Source organism: Photorhabdus laumondii subsp. laumondii (assembly GCF_003343245.1).
Classification (GTDB): domain Bacteria; phylum Pseudomonadota; class Gammaproteobacteria; order Enterobacterales; family Enterobacteriaceae; genus Photorhabdus; species Photorhabdus laumondii.
In genome coordinates, this window is sequence record NZ_CP024901.1 from 156,825 (window position 1) to 172,720 (window position 15,896).

The 15,896-nt window shown below is 35.0% G+C and carries 12 protein-coding genes; 11 read left to right on the top strand and 1 reads right to left on the bottom strand.

What is annotated here, in order from left to right; all coding sequences use genetic code 11:
* The first annotated feature begins 185 nt into the window (after positions 1-185).
* Positions 186-2,045, top strand: coding sequence for a DEAD/DEAH box helicase (locus PluTT01m_RS00785; RefSeq protein WP_011144555.1), 1,860 nt, complete (start codon positions 186-188; stop codon positions 2,043-2,045).
* The gene (locus tag PluTT01m_RS27190) at positions 2,042-2,467 is read left to right on the top strand and encodes a hypothetical protein (RefSeq protein WP_011144556.1); all 426 of its coding nucleotides are present in this window, start codon (positions 2,042-2,044) and stop codon (positions 2,465-2,467) included. The genes PluTT01m_RS00785 and PluTT01m_RS27190 overlap by 4 nt, the downstream gene beginning before the upstream one ends.
* Before the next feature lie 388 nt (positions 2,468-2,855).
* Here PluTT01m_RS27190 and PluTT01m_RS00800 read toward each other — a convergent pair whose 3' ends face one another.
* Complete coding sequence (locus PluTT01m_RS00800; RefSeq protein WP_011144557.1) at positions 2,856-3,755, bottom strand: DNA-3-methyladenine glycosylase 2; 900 nt, start codon at positions 3,753-3,755, stop codon at positions 2,856-2,858.
* Between the two features lie 144 nt (positions 3,756-3,899).
* Between PluTT01m_RS00800 and PluTT01m_RS00805 the strand changes: the two genes are divergently transcribed.
* From PluTT01m_RS00805 to PluTT01m_RS00850, 9 genes are all read left to right on the top strand, one after another.
* Complete coding sequence (locus PluTT01m_RS00805) at positions 3,900-4,838, top strand: alpha/beta hydrolase family protein (protein WP_011144558.1); 939 nt, start codon at positions 3,900-3,902, stop codon at positions 4,836-4,838.
* A gap of 935 nt (positions 4,839-5,773) precedes the next feature.
* Entirely contained in the window at positions 5,774-6,076 is a 303-nt protein-coding gene (locus PluTT01m_RS00810) for a hypothetical protein (RefSeq protein WP_011144559.1), read from the top strand.
* Positions 6,077-6,839: 763 nt separating this feature from the next.
* A complete protein-coding gene (locus PluTT01m_RS00815) occupies positions 6,840-7,940 on the top strand; it encodes an amidinotransferase (protein ID WP_011144560.1) in 1,101 nt (366 codons plus the stop codon).
* Between the two features lie 9 nt (positions 7,941-7,949).
* Complete coding sequence (locus PluTT01m_RS00820; protein WP_011144561.1) at positions 7,950-8,960, top strand: fatty acid desaturase family protein; 1,011 nt, start codon at positions 7,950-7,952, stop codon at positions 8,958-8,960.
* 91 nt (positions 8,961-9,051) lie between these two features.
* Positions 9,052-9,915, top strand: coding sequence for a 2OG-Fe(II)-dependent halogenase WelO5 family protein (locus PluTT01m_RS00825; RefSeq protein WP_041380490.1), 864 nt, complete (start codon positions 9,052-9,054; stop codon positions 9,913-9,915).
* Between the two features lie 159 nt (positions 9,916-10,074).
* Complete coding sequence (locus PluTT01m_RS00830; protein ID WP_011144563.1) at positions 10,075-10,956, top strand: DMT family transporter; 882 nt, start codon at positions 10,075-10,077, stop codon at positions 10,954-10,956.
* A gap of 372 nt (positions 10,957-11,328) precedes the next feature.
* The gene (locus PluTT01m_RS00840; RefSeq protein ID WP_011144564.1) at positions 11,329-12,921 is read left to right on the top strand and encodes a serine hydrolase domain-containing protein; all 1,593 of its coding nucleotides are present in this window, start codon (positions 11,329-11,331) and stop codon (positions 12,919-12,921) included.
* Between the two features lie 159 nt (positions 12,922-13,080).
* Complete coding sequence (locus PluTT01m_RS00845) at positions 13,081-13,587, top strand: hypothetical protein (protein ID WP_133148733.1); 507 nt, start codon at positions 13,081-13,083, stop codon at positions 13,585-13,587.
* A 492-nt stretch (positions 13,588-14,079) separates the two neighbouring features.
* Positions 14,080-15,672, top strand: a complete 1,593-nt coding sequence (locus tag PluTT01m_RS00850) for a serine hydrolase domain-containing protein (protein ID WP_011144566.1) — start codon at positions 14,080-14,082, stop codon at positions 15,670-15,672.
* The last annotated feature ends 224 nt before the right edge of the window (positions 15,673-15,896 follow it).

The window sequence follows — 15,896 nt, forward strand, 5'->3', positions numbered from 1 at the left end:
TTGTGTTTTCATTGAAATAGATAGCGTAAATGAAACAATTAGGAAAAAATGAAAAGTAATTTATTGAGCGACCAAGTTATAAATTTCGTGCTATTAGTCAAGATTTTGTCCATACTACATAGACTATTTTGCATGAATATGGGTTTAATAGTGATTATATAATTGGTAGAGTAAAAGGAATATGTATGTCTTATTTTTTTGATACAGCAGTTAATATTGAGGGAAATAAGAAATTAAGAACGCCTCAGATTGAGGCATACATCAAGATTAGAGAGTATTTTAATCAGCCAGATAATAAAGAAGCATTAGTAGTACTACCGACAGGTACAGGGAAAAGTGGTTTAATTTCTATTGCGCCATATGGAGTTTCAAATAAAAGAGTTCTCATCATAACTCCTGGGCTTGTTACTAAAGATAGTATACGAAAAACTCAAGAGGTGTTAGAGGACAATTTCTGGGTGAATTGTGATGTTATATTTAATAGTAAAGATATTCCTGTGGTGAATGAATATCTTCAAGATATCAGTGATGAGCATTTATTTGCTAGTCATATTGTTTACTCTAATATACATCGAGTATCAAGTAAGCGTGAGACAAGTCTAATAAGTAGAGTTCCACAGGATTTTTTTGATTTTATTATTATTGATGAGGCTCACCATGCTCCTGCCCAAAGTTGGCGTGAAGTTTTGGGATATTTCCGCGAGGCTAAGATACTTCATGTTACAGGAACACCATATCGAGGTGATAATCAAGAAATTCCTGGAGAAAAAATACATGAAACTCCTCTTTCAGAGGTTATGAAAAATAATTATGTGAAGTGGTTAAGAAAAGAGACGGTTAATGCACATGAGTTGTATTTTTCTATAAAAGAAAATGAGGAAGTTAAATTATCAAAGGAAGAGGTATTGGCATTTAAAGATAAAGAATGGATAGAGAAAAGTGTCGCTCTGTCTGAGGAATGCTCAAAAGATGTTATTGAATATAGCATATTAAAATTAAATGAGTTAAAGAAATTATCTAGTAAAGTTCCCCATAAAATATTAGCTGTAGGTTGTAGTATTTCTCACGCAGAAGATTTATATCATTGGTATAAAGAAAAGGGATTAAATTCTATTATTGTTCATAGTGAAATGTCCTTAGATGAATTACGTAGAGCTTTTAGAAATATTGAAAATCATCAATGTGATGTCGTAATTTCAGTTAACATGTTGATGGAGGGTTATGATCATAAATACTTAAGTATTCTGGCTATATTTAGGCCATATAGAAGTATTAATGCGTTTGCACAAGTGGTTGGTAGAATATTGCGTGCAATACCTGATGATGAAATAACAGCTTTTGAAATTGATAATAATGGATTGGTAATATTTCACGAAGAAATTGGACTCAACACAATGTGGAATGTATTTCAAAAGGAAGTTGATAGAGCTAAAAGAGGAAGTATCCGGGAATATACATTTAGTGATAGAGAATATATTGAGAGAGAAAATTCATTAGCTAGTGTAAATAGTGAGGGGGCTTTTATTAGTAATAAAGATTCATATCTTGATGATATAGATTTTAATGAATTATTTGAAAGAAAGAGAGCGGAGATAAATGCATTAGTATCCGAAAATATAAATAAAATTATTCAATCGGGAGTAGATCTACCATTAGATGTGCTTGAAAATTTGAAAGATTCTCTTGTAGAGAGAGAAATTCGTGAAGCTGCTAAATTAATAGACCCTGAGTTGATAGAGAAGCGGCCTGCGCAAGCAAGAAAAATGATGCGACAAATCTTGAGTACTCGAATACAGGATGAGGTTGCTAATCTTTTGATTGAAAATGGTATTGATGAAAAAGGCTCTGAGCTTTATCATGTTTTTAATCGCTGTATTCCTAATCTAAAGACAACAGATGTTAATGATGGTATTGTTGTTCGTTTTATTAATAGCAAATTATCCAAGATATATGGGGCGGTTAAGGATCGGGATAATAAAACATTGCTAAAATCAATAGGGGCATTAGCGGGAATACTTGAAGAAGTTAAGAGGGTGATACGATGATCGACTCATTAAAAGTAAACGAGATTATAGAAAGAATGGTAGCCTTTTGCTTAGTGAAAGGTGTTCAGCCTGATGAGCTCATAACTGCTATTTTTGAGAGTGAATACGATAGCATTGAAACCATTAAGAAATCTAATGATATTCATATGATTATCACCTATAAAGAAAATGTAGATAACGAGGTGAATATTATTAGAATGAAATATATATATAAAGAAAATAAACAGTTACAGAGAATAGAACAAAAGATAAATTCGGCAGCTTATAAAGTCCAATGGGATAGAACGGAGAAACTAGAATCTATTATTAATGAGCTTTTAGAAGCTATCGGGGCCGACAAAAAAATATTATCAGATATTAAAGAAAAAATTCCGGCAGAGTTTCAAAGTATTGTTTACCTTAAGTTAAAACTTGTTTGCTAAGTGTGCGCTGATTAAGGGGGGAACACCTCCTTTTTTATCGATAGGATTTTCAGTAGTACATTTAAGAGTATTAGAAATTTTTTCTTTTAATAAATCATCTAAAAAAGAAGAAATGAGAATAGACTCATAACAATTTGATTTATTGGAAACTTTGTCGGTCTTATCATAGAATTTATATTCACGAAAAAAGTTGTTTTCAAGGTTAATCGTTCTATACCCTATGGATTTCAAGATGCATCGCGACGGCAAGGGAGTGAATCCCCGGGAGCATAGATAACGATGTGACCGGGGTGAGCGAGTGCAGCCAACAAAGAGGCAACTTGAAGGATAGCGGGTATATAGCAACAATACACGATACCAGCTAAGGAAATGAAAATTAACAATAACATCAATATCCTGCACTTGATTCTTGTTGCCATAAATGTGCGGCTAATAGGGCTTTCCAGGGGGCGAAATCTGCCAACCATTTTTCTGCTTGTTCTGCGGAAACTTTTTCATTTTGATTGAATAATCTTTGGATATTACGTCTTACTGCGACGTCGCCATGCAATGAGCCATTTAAATAGTTAAATCCTCGTAACAGGGAATAGTTAATTGTCCACATACCAATGCCTTTTATAGCGAGTAGATTATCTATCAATTGCTGAATATCTGTCTCACTATTAGAGATTGCTAATGTTAATTCACCAGATTCAATTAATTGACTTAAGCGGAGTAATGCCTTGGCTTTGCTGACGGAAAATCCGCATTGGCGTAATTCATCTTCTGAATGGTTGATAATTTGTCTGGCGGTTGGAAAGCACCATAGCCCGGAAGAGTGCTGAACGCCCATTGCCTGAATAAATCTCCTGCGAATAGAGATGGCTGCACTGACGCTGATCTGTTGGCCGATAACCGCCCAACTTAATGCTTCAAACGGTGTGGCCGATTGATAAATTCTTAAACCTGATTGTCTGGCAATAAGTGAACCGATAACTGGGTGCCTTTTATATAAACACTCAAATAGATGAACAGGCTGTAGAAGCCCTGGCATATGTGATGCTAAAGTAGATAAGCGCTCATCAGGGCCTGTTGTGTCACCATCAATCTTAAGTTGTATATGTGCGGTTTTTGCATTAATCGCTATGGTTAATTCCGCAGGTTTGTCATCCCACATCATCCCTTTTTGAACTTTATTCTGTTCCACAATTTCAGCGATATTTTGTTTATCCCTTTGATGAAGAGCGAAAAAATCGTGGGTATGATAATTATCGGGTAATGTAATTTCTGTGGATAAAGTGGTTTGCATTTCTTCTCTCCAAAGGTATGGGTGTTTTAGTTAGCACTTTGGATAAAAAACTCTGAACCTTGTTTTTAAATTTTAAAATTTTTTCTGACAGGAACAATATCGTCAATTTGTGGTCTTTGTATATGTCAATTAAAGGAGAGATTAATGAAAGCATATTATTTTAATTTACGACAGAGAATTTTGACATTTGCTCTGCTTTTTTCATGTTATATAGGTTTTGCTTACTCAAATACAAATGCACATAAACAGTTTTTCCGTCATGATGGTAGTGAAATAACTTACTATCTTAAGCAAAGAGGTGGTAAGAATCTATTGGTGCTGATACAGGGCTCTGATTGTAATAGTATCGCTAATAATAAGTTTGTGAATAATACATTCAGCGATATTTATCCCGATAGTGATGTTCTGACTGTGGAAAAGTATGGCATTAATGCATCACTCCCTTGGTCTGATGTTGTTGAGCGTTCAGATTGTCCTAAAGCTTATATTAGGTTGGATACGCCAGAACAGCGAGTTAAGGATTATATTCAGATCATTGATTATCTGAAACATCAGAATAAATATAACAAGATCATTATTTTGGGTGGAAGTGAAGGGGCAGTGGTTGCTAATTTAATTACATCACAAGTCAATTATATTGATAGAACTGTGTCACTGAATGGTGGAGGTCGGTATTTCGCTGATGATGTTATTCATAGTATAAAAAGTGAAGCGCCACCAGAATATCTCAATGAAGAGATTAAAGGATTTAGGGATTTTCAGCAAAAAATAGCTGCCGGGGATAATATGAGTCATATAGAAATGAGTAATCATGGTGCTAATTGGTGGAGAGTCTCACTTGGTATTGATCAATATAAAGTGTTAAGTCAGACTAAAAGACCTATTCTGATTATTCAAACACTAAATGATAATTCAGTTAACCCTAGTGCAGCGATGAAAATGGAAGAGCAATTAAAGAAAGAGAATATTACCTTTTATCAATACCCTGGCCTAAGTCATGGATTTAGAAATAGTGAAGGTGTTTTGCAAATTACTCCTATTGTTGAGGATATAAAGAACTGGTTGTCCAGAGATTATGGATAAAAGTCTGTTATCTAAAGTAGTATTAATTCGTCGGTGGTTTTTCTATATTGTAAAGTGATATTAAATTTAGTAATAAAACGTGGTATAGTTAAAATTGACACCACGTTTTTTTTAGTATTATTTTTACATATTAACTGTTATTAATTCGATATCTCATTTGGCAATGAAAAATATATATAAATATATCCGTCATCTTTCAAGTTGCCTCTTTGTTGGCTGCACTCACTCACCCCAGTCACATCGTTAGCTATGCTCCCGGGGATTCGCTCCCTTGCCGTCGCGATGCATCTTGAAATCTATTGGGTATAACAAGTTGATGATTAATGATTTGTAATAAATTTAATAATATAATTGCTTGAGATTTATTTTATATTCTTGTTATTATAATAGATGAATGGGATGTAATTATAATATTTACTATAAATCATCACTTGATTAATATACCGCTTGTTATTTCCAGAAAATATAGTACTAAAACGTTATGAATTATTTGTTGCTTCTGAGATGATTTCTTCGGTTTTACCTTTTGTAGCATAGAAGGTAAATATCTGTTTATTTCTCATTATCATTTATCGCTGTCATTATATTTTCTAGAAAAAATTACTAAAAATATCCTGCTCATTACAGGATGTAATATCTTTTCTATTTTTATTGGGTAATAAAATATTGATTTTAAATTAATTAAATTTATTTTTTTATTTTATTGACAATACATTAATCGCATCTATAGTTATATGTATTAGATAAAGCGTCAATATGGCATTGAAAATGCTGTATATGTTATCTAAGTACTGGATAAATTCCTGATAAACACCTTGTTTTCTAGTGAAAATGGTTACTGTTTTGTGTGGGCAAGATAAATGGCTTATTGTATTCATTTTTGAATGATATAAGTTATTTATCAATCGGTTAGATTAAATTTTGGAGTTTATGTCATGATAATTAAGAAAGATATTTTGTTAAATGAAGAGCTGATTGTCGATGATGATCTTAAAGTGGGTAAAGTAGAGAAGGTCAATATTGATATTCTGTCACCCAGCTCAGTCATTGTTAGTCTGAATATTTTAGGCGTAGTTGATGATTTTCATCTATTACTAGTTGATGATAAAGATAAAGATAAGATTGTGCTGCTCTATCTTTCTCTTTTACGTGTTCTTCATGAAAAATTAGATGTAAAAGTAAAAGTCGCAAAAAGTAAACTTACTAAGATAAAATATATAGTAGGTGTTGAAATTTAAGAAGTATTTGTTAAATTTCTAAATGGGTGCGTGAATTAAAATATTTCTTAGAATAACTGGATTTGATTTAAGCAATATAATCAGTTATCAAATACAGTATTATTACTAATTGAAATTAAATGTAATGTTTATTTGTATGATGAAACTGGTTTTATTCAAATCCTAAATGTACTTTCTATTAAATACACTTAACTACAGGCAGAATGGTAATATTACTGTTCTGCCTGTGTTTATATTGAGGTTCATTATTATAGAATTAAAAAAACAATGTTACTATAAATAAGCTTTTATTTATCTGTGTTAATATTTATAAAGTCAATAATTATATAGCAAACAATCACATTAACTCTATTTTACAATGCTTAAATTTAATTTCTTTACAAATTCAAATGTCCATATATTATTGCTCGCAGACAAATTTATATTCTTATTTTAGCGTTATAAAACTACGGTGAAACTATAAAGTTGTTTTTTATATTATTACCTTAATTGAAAGTTTTATGATGAAAAAATAAATTTTATAACAGTTTTTCACTGTTTTAAATAGCCAATATTATGATTTGTTGTTGGATTTGTTAGTTATAAAAAATCATAGTTAATTTGACTTTTTAAACGGAAAGAAATGTAAATCTATAATATTATGTATGATGACATATTGAAATTGAATTTTTTCTAAGAGGTTTATATTGATGAAAATAGGGTCGCAATTAATACAGTTGTTATAGTTTTAAAGCGACATAATATTAAAATATCAGGAGACGACATGCTTGATTCAAATTTAACAGATTGTAATAGTAAGAATTCTTCCCCGGTTTGTTCTTTTAATGAATGGGATCCACTTGAGGAGGTTATTGTCGGTGTAGTCGATGGTGCCAGATTTCCCGGTTGGCATATGGCGACAGAGCCAATATTACCACCGAATCAAGTTGATAATTTTCATCGATATGCAGGTCGGTCATTTCCGCAAGAGCAAATTGATGCAGCATCTAGAGAGTTAGAAGAGTTTGTCCATATTCTTGAAGGTGAAGGTGTGACAGTACGTCGTCCGGAGCCGCAAGACCAATCTCAAGTATTTGGTGCACCAGGCTGGAGTAGTACAGGGTTTTATTGTGCCATGCCTCGCGATGTGCTGTTAGTTATTGGAAATGATATTATTGAATGCCCGCTAGCATGGCGTTCCCGTTATTTTGAGACAGCGGCATATAAGACTTTACTTAAAGATTACTTTAAGAAAGGGGCAAAATGGAGCGCTGGGCCAAAGCCGCAGTTGACTGAGGAACAATATAATTTCGAATGGCATCGGCCTAATAGTAAGGAGCGTGTTCCCCTTGCTATAACTGAATTTGAACCAACTTTTGATGCTGCGGATTTTATTCGGTGTGGGCGAGACATTATTGCTCAAAAGAGCCATGTTACAAACGAATTTGGTATTGAATGGCTTCGTCGTCATATAGGTGATGAATATCGTATTCATGTTTTTGAATTTAACGATGATAGCCCTATGCACATTGATGCCACCTTTGTTCCTATGGCGCCAGGAAAACTGTTAATTCACCCAGAAAAAGTATTAAAAATTCCTGAACTATTTAGGAACTGGGATGTATTACATGCGCCGAAACCGGTTATTCCTGATGACCATCCTCTGTATACCACCAGTAAATGGATCAACATGAATATTCTGATGTTGGATGAACAGCGCGTGATTGTTGAAAAGCAGGATGAACCAATGATTGCTGCGATGAAACGCTGGGGCTTTACGCCAATTCCATGTAATTTCAGGAATTTTAATACGTTCGGCGGTTCCTTCCATTGTGCAACAGTGGATGTAAGACGGCGCGGAACTTTACAGTCTTATCTTGACTAGGAATAAATAATGATGGCTATCTGGAGATATTCCCCTTGGGATGCAGTAATGTTTGCATTAAGTATCTTGCATACGGTAGCCACTATTACGCTAGTTGTGTATTGGAATGGTTTCACTATTATGGGGTGGTTGACTCATGTTATTCTCCTTACATTGATGACAACTTACAACATAGTAGTGATCTCGCATTTTTTTACCCATACTCCTTGGTTTGTTTCTAATGCCTTGAATATGTTTGTGTCTATATTGAATTCAATGAATATTGGGCAATCTATACAGTCTTATCATTTGTCCCATGTTCGTAATCACCACAAATATAATAACGACCGGGGAGTCGGCGAAAGTGGGCCGCAGGATACCTCTTCAACCTTTATCAATGGAAAAGAAAGAGGGGAACATAATACTCTTTGGAATTATTCTACCATTGGTGGAATATTTACTCTTTATAACAGTTTAATGCGTATGTTATGGGCTATATTTATCTGGCATAAACCGCTTAGTAAAGCGGATAAAGGATATGAAAAACTTCTTTCAAGAGTGAAAGTTAGGAGAATGAAAGAGCTGTGGCAATTGAGACTGGATAGATTATTTCAAGCGATGTGGGTGATTATCTTATTCACTTGGTCTTGGGAATGGAGCTTATTTTGCTATCTACCTTCTCTCTATTTTGCCTTTGTTCTGGTTAATATACAAAATTATTATGAGCATTATGGTGCATTGCCGGGAAATAAATTTGCAAATTCAGTGAGTTACTATGGTCGTGTCTATAATTTTTTGATGTTTAATGATGGCTATCACCAAGAACATCATATCTCAGGAAACACGCATTGGAGTCTATTACCTGATTTACGTAGGAAATATTCGACTCAGCTTTCTGCACAGAAGAGAGTTATTAGTCCGGTACCTGCAATACTGGGTTTTTTACACAGACATAGATCTTTACTTCATAGATCTATATACCCTATGGATTTCAAGATGCATCGCGACGGCAAGGGAACGAATCCCCGGGAGCATAGGTAACTATGTGACCGGGGTGAGTGAGTGCAGCCAACAAAGAGGCAACTTGAAAGATGACGGGTATAAATCAAAAATAATGGGTGAATCTACTATAATGCAAGAAAAATTCGAGATTAGAGGAGCAACACTGGCAGAATCGGAGTTTATGATATACGAAACATCAAACAATATATCTGTACACGCACTTTCTGCCCTTTTGGATGGCCACCTTGCAGCTTGTCGGGTTCGTAATTTTCTTCCGTCAGAACAAAGCAGGAAAATAATTGAGAACTTTTGGCGTTCTTCGGCACGGACTCCTCGTTACGGAGAAGGTATTGAAGGTGTTGAGGGGTACTTCATTGGAGCATCTCATATTGAAAAAGATACCCGCCAATATATTGAAGAAGCAGAAAATTTCCGTTCAGCAATTAATGAGGTGTTTCAAGATACGATCAATCCCATTGATCGTTTTATTGATCAAATAGTTCATTTTAGTAGTAATAACCTACGGGTAATGCGTCCTGCAATGTATCATGGTGTTGCGGCGGGTAATGTAAAAATTGTGTATTGGAATAATTTTGGCGAATTCCTTTTATTACCTCATGATGATCTTGCGCAGTTAAGTGATCCGCGCCAGAGTGATTTTGAGATCCAACAGATTAATCGTGTTATGGCGGTAAATTTTTACGCTGACGTTCCTCAAAATGGCGGACAATTAAAAGTATGGAACATTCAACCTGACGACCAATCGCGTAGTGCCCTTGGTTTAACTTACAGTGGTTTTCCATACCCGTCGGAATTATTGGAAGATCATGCAAGTATGGTGATTAATATTGAGGCGGGAGATTTGGTATTACTGAATGGGAACTTGGTCCATGCGGTACTGAATGGCAATACTATCTCTGCACCAGAACGGCGTTTACTGGTGACCTGTTTTATGGGATTACAGCAAAATGGTGATCTTATTTGGTGGACCTAACGCAACGTGCTCATGGAGATTGAAAACTGCTTACAGATATTTATCCATAATCGTGTAATATGATTGCCTCTGAGAGAGGGTTGATATTTAATCGGTGTCAGATTTGGCTAGCTGCGTTGACTTGGGTACATAAAATGTAAGACAGGGTGTGGATTCTCTATGATTTCTAAAGCTCAATGGATCTCTTATAGTTCGACTTTGATTTTTGTTTTATTGTGGAGCAGTGGTGCGATTTTTTCTCGGTGGGGACTCGATCATAGTACCGCATTTGCCATTCTTACGATGCGTTTTGCTATTGCACTTATTTTTTTGATATTTCTAGGATTATTATTCAGGCATAAGGGCTATTATTTACCTGAACATGGTACTCGCAAACAGATTGCGGGTACCGGTGTTTTGTTAATTGGCGGCTATTCTATTTGTTACTTTTTTGCTTTGGATAACGGGATCACGCCTGGCGTTTTGGCTACAGTGATGGGGATTCAACCGATTATCACATTGTTGGTGATCGAACGTCGTTTCTCGGTTGTACGTTTAGCGGGTTTGTTATTAGCATTATTGGGCTTGGTATTAGTGGTGTATCAAAGCTTGGTGCTGTCTCGGTTTTCTATTGCTGGTATTACTTTTGCCTTAGCAGCATTGGCTTGTATGAGTATTGGTGCGATTTTACAGAAACGAATTCATCAAGCTCCTTCTGCGGTTTTACCCCTGCAATATAGTGTTAGTCTACTACTTTGTTTATTGTTTGTTCCTTTCCAACCTTTTGAATTTCAACTGGTGCCTGGCTTTATTATTTCATTATTATGGTTAGGGCTAGTTATCTCTGTTGTGGCTCAATTATTACTTTACCGACTCATTCAGGCAGGTAATTTAGTGAATGTAACCAGTCTTTTTTATCTCGTTCCTGGTGTAACCGCTGTAATGGATTATTTATTTTTAGGAAATTCGTTACCTGCTCTAAGTTTGTTGGGAATGGCCGCCATTTTATCAGGACTTGTATTAGTCTTTCGTACAAAGAAAGGTTCCCTTGCCACTGAATAAATCTGGATTACCGGGCTTACAATAAGTCCGGTAATTGCTTTTTTATGAATGTCGAAATCAGCACTAGCACTAATTCACCTATTCCGATGAGTAACGGCAGTTACTTTCTGTTTCTCTTTATATCCGTTATCTTTCAAGTTGCCTCTTTGTTGGCTGCACTCGCTCACCCCGGTCACATAGTTACCTATGCTCCCGGGGATTCACTCCCTTGCCGTCGCGATGCATCTTGAAATCCATAGGGTATATATATTAAATGATAATCGTTATTACTTGGATGTTGGTTATTTCCGTCTTACAGTACTGCCCGCATATATCGTATTACCAGATTGCATATGTGCTCTATTTGTATAACATTAAATTATTAGGAAATTAATGATGGAATCGATGATATCTAAAGATAATATTCAGTTATTTATCAAGAAAATAGATGAACTGGTTAATATTGAAAATGAAAAAAAAGGGGGAGCTCTTGCAGTTGCTATTATCCACGATGATAAGATAATTTATCAGCGTCATATCGGACAAGCTAGTATTGAACATGCTGTTGCTATACAGCCTAATACTAAATTCTATTTGGCGAGTGCCTCAAAACAATTCACGGCTTTTTGCATAGCCTTGCTGGAGAAAGAAGGAAAGCTTAACGTCAAAGATAAAGTCAAACAATATTTTGATTATTTACCCGCGCATTTCTCTGATATTACCATTGAGCATCTTATTCATCACACTAGTGGGTTACGGGATATATTTTTACTTTATAATTTGGCAGGTAAAAACTCAAGTTTTGACTACTGTCATGCTGATTTAGTGAGAAAATTGATCCAACGACAACAGACATTTAACGCTCCTATTGGGGAGTATTATATTTATAGCAACACGGGCTATTATTTGCTAGGGGAAATCGTCAGCATAGTTTCAGGTAAGTCGTGGAAGAAATATGCAGAAGAAAATATTTTCGCTCCATTAGAGATGAAAGATACCATTATCTGTGATGATATAACCGAGATTATCTCTAATCGGGCGATGGGTTACACTTATAATCAAAATTCGCAACAGTGGATAAGAAGTGATATTAACAATTCTGTGATCGGTAGTGCAGCGGTTCACTCCACCGTGAATGATTTATGTCGTTGGGCTAGGGCGTTTTATTCGCCATCAATTGTTCAGGATCTACTGCCTCAATTATCCCGTACCCCGAATTTAACCAATGGCAATCGCAACAATTATGCTTACGGTTTTATTATCGACCAACGTGAAGGGCAAAGGATAATACAACACAGTGGTACCTATGCCGGCTTTCGAGCGAATATTTGTATTCTACCGGATGCTAAATTAGGTATAGCGATGACGGCTGCAAGCGATGTTGATGTTGGTAAATGGACGGATAAGTATATGGATATCTTGTTTAACACCCATCTTGAACCGGAAAAACCACATTGCCTAACCAGTGATGTTGATATCACCGGTATTTTCCGAGGAATAGAGCCTTATCCTTATATTATTACCAAAGAAGATGTTTATTTTTTAGGTAATTTATTTACAAAAGGTAACCCAATTATTTTTAACTCTGACGGTACATTCCAGGAGCAAGGAGGTAAAATTAAGTTCAGGCCCGTCATTGAAAATGACAGTGTTATCGCACTGGAGCATATTGATGAAAATGGTAATGTTTTTTATTTGAAAAAGATGAACAATGAAGATAGTGTCGATATTCAGTTATTGTCAGGGCGCTATTATAGTCACGAAACAGAGGCGATAATTAATATTATATCATCTGGTGATGATCTTTATATCGATGGGATTATCCATCCTGTAAAAAAAGAGGCTTTGCGACATATTTATGGCAATAGTTATTTCTCACCCAGTGCTGAGTTTGTTATTGATTTTGAATTTGATCCTGATACCAATAAATCTCGTCTTTATATCGGCAATGCACGTTGCTTGAATGTGGAATTTGTTGCAGTTTAATTCACAGGTTAGTACGTGGAAATTTAGATCAGCGTTTCGTTAGCAGGATAGAATGAATGTTATTGAGGGCCTAAAGATATTTTATATTAGATGAACCTTGTTCCAGACAGAACTATTATATTTATGTTCTGTCTGTTTTTTATAAATATGAGGAGATTAATGATGAAACTAACAATATCCACAGATAATATTAAATTCTTTCTCAAGAAAATAGATGAATTAGTTGATATTGAGAATAAAAAAGAGGAAATCCGATTACTTTTAACTCTGACGGTACATTCCAAGCGAAAGAAGGTAAAACCCGGTTCAGACCTATCATTGAAAATAACAATGTTATCGCACTGGAACAGATTAATGAAAATGGCAATGTTTTTTTTAAAAAAAATGAACAATGAAGGTATTATTGATATTCAGTTATTGTCAGGGCGCTATTATAGTAATGAAACAGAGGCGATAGTTAATATTATACCGTATGGTGAAGGTATTTATATTTATGGGATTGTCTATCCTGTAAAAAAAGAGGTTTTGCGGCATATTTATGGAAATAGTTACTTATCTCCAGGAACTAATCTTATTATTGATTTTGAATTTGATCCAGATAAAAATACATGTCTTCTCTATATCAGTAATTCTCGTTGCTTGAATTTGGAATTCATTGCAGTTTAATGGACAGGTTAGTAAATACAAATTTAGAATAGTATTTTGCTAGCAAGATAGGATTGATGCTATTGTGAGAGTATGGAGATCTTTTCTATTAGATACACTTCATTCTAGGCAGAACGGTTATATTTATGTTCTGCCTGTTTTTGTAAATATTAGATCGAAAATGATTTCTGAAAGAAAATAATGTTTATAAAATTTAGATAATTTTAATTTTCATCCGCAGTTACTTTATATTGTCATTCACACATTAAATGATAGTCATTATTACTTGGATATTTCTTGTTTACGTCTTACAGTACTGCCCATATATGTACTGCTATCAAGTTGTATATATATATACCCGTCATCTTTCAAGTTGCTTCTTTGTTGGCTGCACTCACTCACCCCGGTCACATAGTTTGCTATGCTCCCGGGGATTCGCTCCTTTGCCGCCGCGATGCATCTTGAAATCCATAGGGTATATGTTCTGTTTTGTAACCTTAAATAGGGAAATTCATGATGGAATCGATGATATCTAAAGATAATATTCAGTTGTTTATCAATAAAATAGATGAGCTGGTTAATATTGAAAATGAAAAAAAAGGTGGAGCTCTCGCAGTCGCTATTATCCACGATGATAAGATAATTTATCAGCGTCATATCGGGCAAGCTAGCATTGAACATGCTGTTGCTATACAGCCTAATACTAAATTCTATTTGGCGAGTACTTCAAAACAATTCACGGCTTTTTGCATAGCTTTGCTGGAGAAAGAAGGAAAGCTCAACGTTAAGGATAAAATCAGACAATATTTGGATTATTTACCCGAACATTTCGCTGATATTACTATTGAGCATCTTATTCATCACACCAGCGGATTACGGGATATATTTTTACTTTATAGTTTGGTAGGTAAAAACTCAAGTTTTGACTACTGCAATGCTGATTTGATGGAAAAACTGGTTCAACGACAACAGACATTTAACGCCCCTGCTGGAGAATATTATATTTATAGCAATACGGGCTATTATTTATTGGGGGAAATTATCAATGTGGTTTCAGGTAAGTCGTTAAGAGACTATGCAGAAGAAAATATTTTCGTTCCATTAAAGATGAAAGATACCGTTATCTGTGATGATATAACCGAGATTATCTCTAATCGGGCGATGGGTTACACTTATAATGAGAATGCGCAACAGTGGATAAGAAGCGATATCAACAATTCTGTGATGGGTAGTGCAGCGGTTCACTCCACCGTGAATGATTTATGTCGTTGGGCTAGAGCGTTTTATTCGCCATCGATTGTTCAGGAGCTACTGCCTCAATTATCCCGTACACCAGATTTAACCAATGGCAATCGTAATAATTATGCTTACGGTTTGATTATCGAACAACGTGAAGGGCAAAGGATAATACAACATAATGGTACCTTTGCTGGCTTTCGAGCGAATATTTGTATTTTACCGGATGCTAAATTAGGTATGGCGATGACTTCTGCAACTGATGCTGATGTTGATCAATGGACGGATAATTATATGGATATCTTGTTTAACACCCATATTGAACCGGAAAAACCATATTGCCTAACCAGTGATATTGATATCACCGGTATTTTCCGGGGGATAGAGCCTTATCCTTATATTATTACCAAAGAAGATATTTATTTTTTAGGTGATTTATTTAAAAAAGGTAATCCGATTATTTTTAACTCTGACGGTACATTCCAGGAGAAAGGAAGTAAAATTCAGTTCAGACCCGTTATTGAAAATGACAGTGTTATCGCACTGGAGCATATTGATGAAAATGGTAATGTTTTTTATTTGAAAAAGATGAACAATGAAAGTAGTGTCGATATTAATTTATTGTCAGGGCGCTATTATAGTCACGAAACAGAGGCAATAATTAATATTATATCATCTGGTGATGATATTTATATTGATGGGATTATCCATCCTGTAAAAAAAGAGGCTATGCGACATATTTATGGCAATAGTTATTTCTCATCCAGTACTGAATCTGTTATTGATTTTGAGTTTGATCCTGAAACAAATAAATATTGTATTTATATTGGTAATTCACGTTGCTTGAATGTGGAATTTGTTGCAGTTTAATTGGCTAGTTAATATACCCTATGGATTTCAAGATGGATCGCGACGGCAAGAGAACGAATCCCCGGGAGCATAGATAACTATGTGACCGGGGTGAGTGAATGCAGCCAACAAAGAGGCAACTTGAAAGATGACGGGTATAAATATAAATTTAGAATAGAGTTTCACTAGCAGGATAGCATTAATGCTATTGAGGGATTAAAAATACTTTCTATTATTAGATGTAC

What these genes read in the sequence shown, in the direction of transcription:
- PluTT01m_RS00785 (WP_011144555.1), top strand. Translation starts at nt 186, where the DNA reads ATGTCTTATTTTTTTGATACAGCAGTTAATATTGAGGGAAATAAGAAA.
- PluTT01m_RS27190 (WP_011144556.1), top strand. Translation starts at nt 2,042, where the DNA reads ATGATCGACTCATTAAAAGTAAACGAGATTATAGAAAGAATGGTAGCC.
- PluTT01m_RS00800 (WP_011144557.1), bottom strand. Translation starts at nt 3,755, where the DNA reads ATGCAAACCACTTTATCCACAGAAATTACATTACCCGATAATTATCAT.
- PluTT01m_RS00805 (WP_011144558.1), top strand. Translation starts at nt 3,900, where the DNA reads ATGAAAGCATATTATTTTAATTTACGACAGAGAATTTTGACATTTGCT.
- PluTT01m_RS00810 (WP_011144559.1), top strand. Translation starts at nt 5,774, where the DNA reads ATGATAATTAAGAAAGATATTTTGTTAAATGAAGAGCTGATTGTCGAT.
- PluTT01m_RS00815 (WP_011144560.1), top strand. Translation starts at nt 6,840, where the DNA reads ATGCTTGATTCAAATTTAACAGATTGTAATAGTAAGAATTCTTCCCCG.
- PluTT01m_RS00820 (WP_011144561.1), top strand. Translation starts at nt 7,950, where the DNA reads ATGATGGCTATCTGGAGATATTCCCCTTGGGATGCAGTAATGTTTGCA.
- PluTT01m_RS00825 (WP_041380490.1), top strand. Translation starts at nt 9,052, where the DNA reads ATGCAAGAAAAATTCGAGATTAGAGGAGCAACACTGGCAGAATCGGAG.
- PluTT01m_RS00830 (WP_011144563.1), top strand. Translation starts at nt 10,075, where the DNA reads ATGATTTCTAAAGCTCAATGGATCTCTTATAGTTCGACTTTGATTTTT.
- PluTT01m_RS00840 (WP_011144564.1), top strand. Translation starts at nt 11,329, where the DNA reads ATGATGGAATCGATGATATCTAAAGATAATATTCAGTTATTTATCAAG.
- PluTT01m_RS00845 (WP_133148733.1), top strand. Translation starts at nt 13,081, where the DNA reads ATGATGAAACTAACAATATCCACAGATAATATTAAATTCTTTCTCAAG.
- PluTT01m_RS00850 (WP_011144566.1), top strand. Translation starts at nt 14,080, where the DNA reads ATGATGGAATCGATGATATCTAAAGATAATATTCAGTTGTTTATCAAT.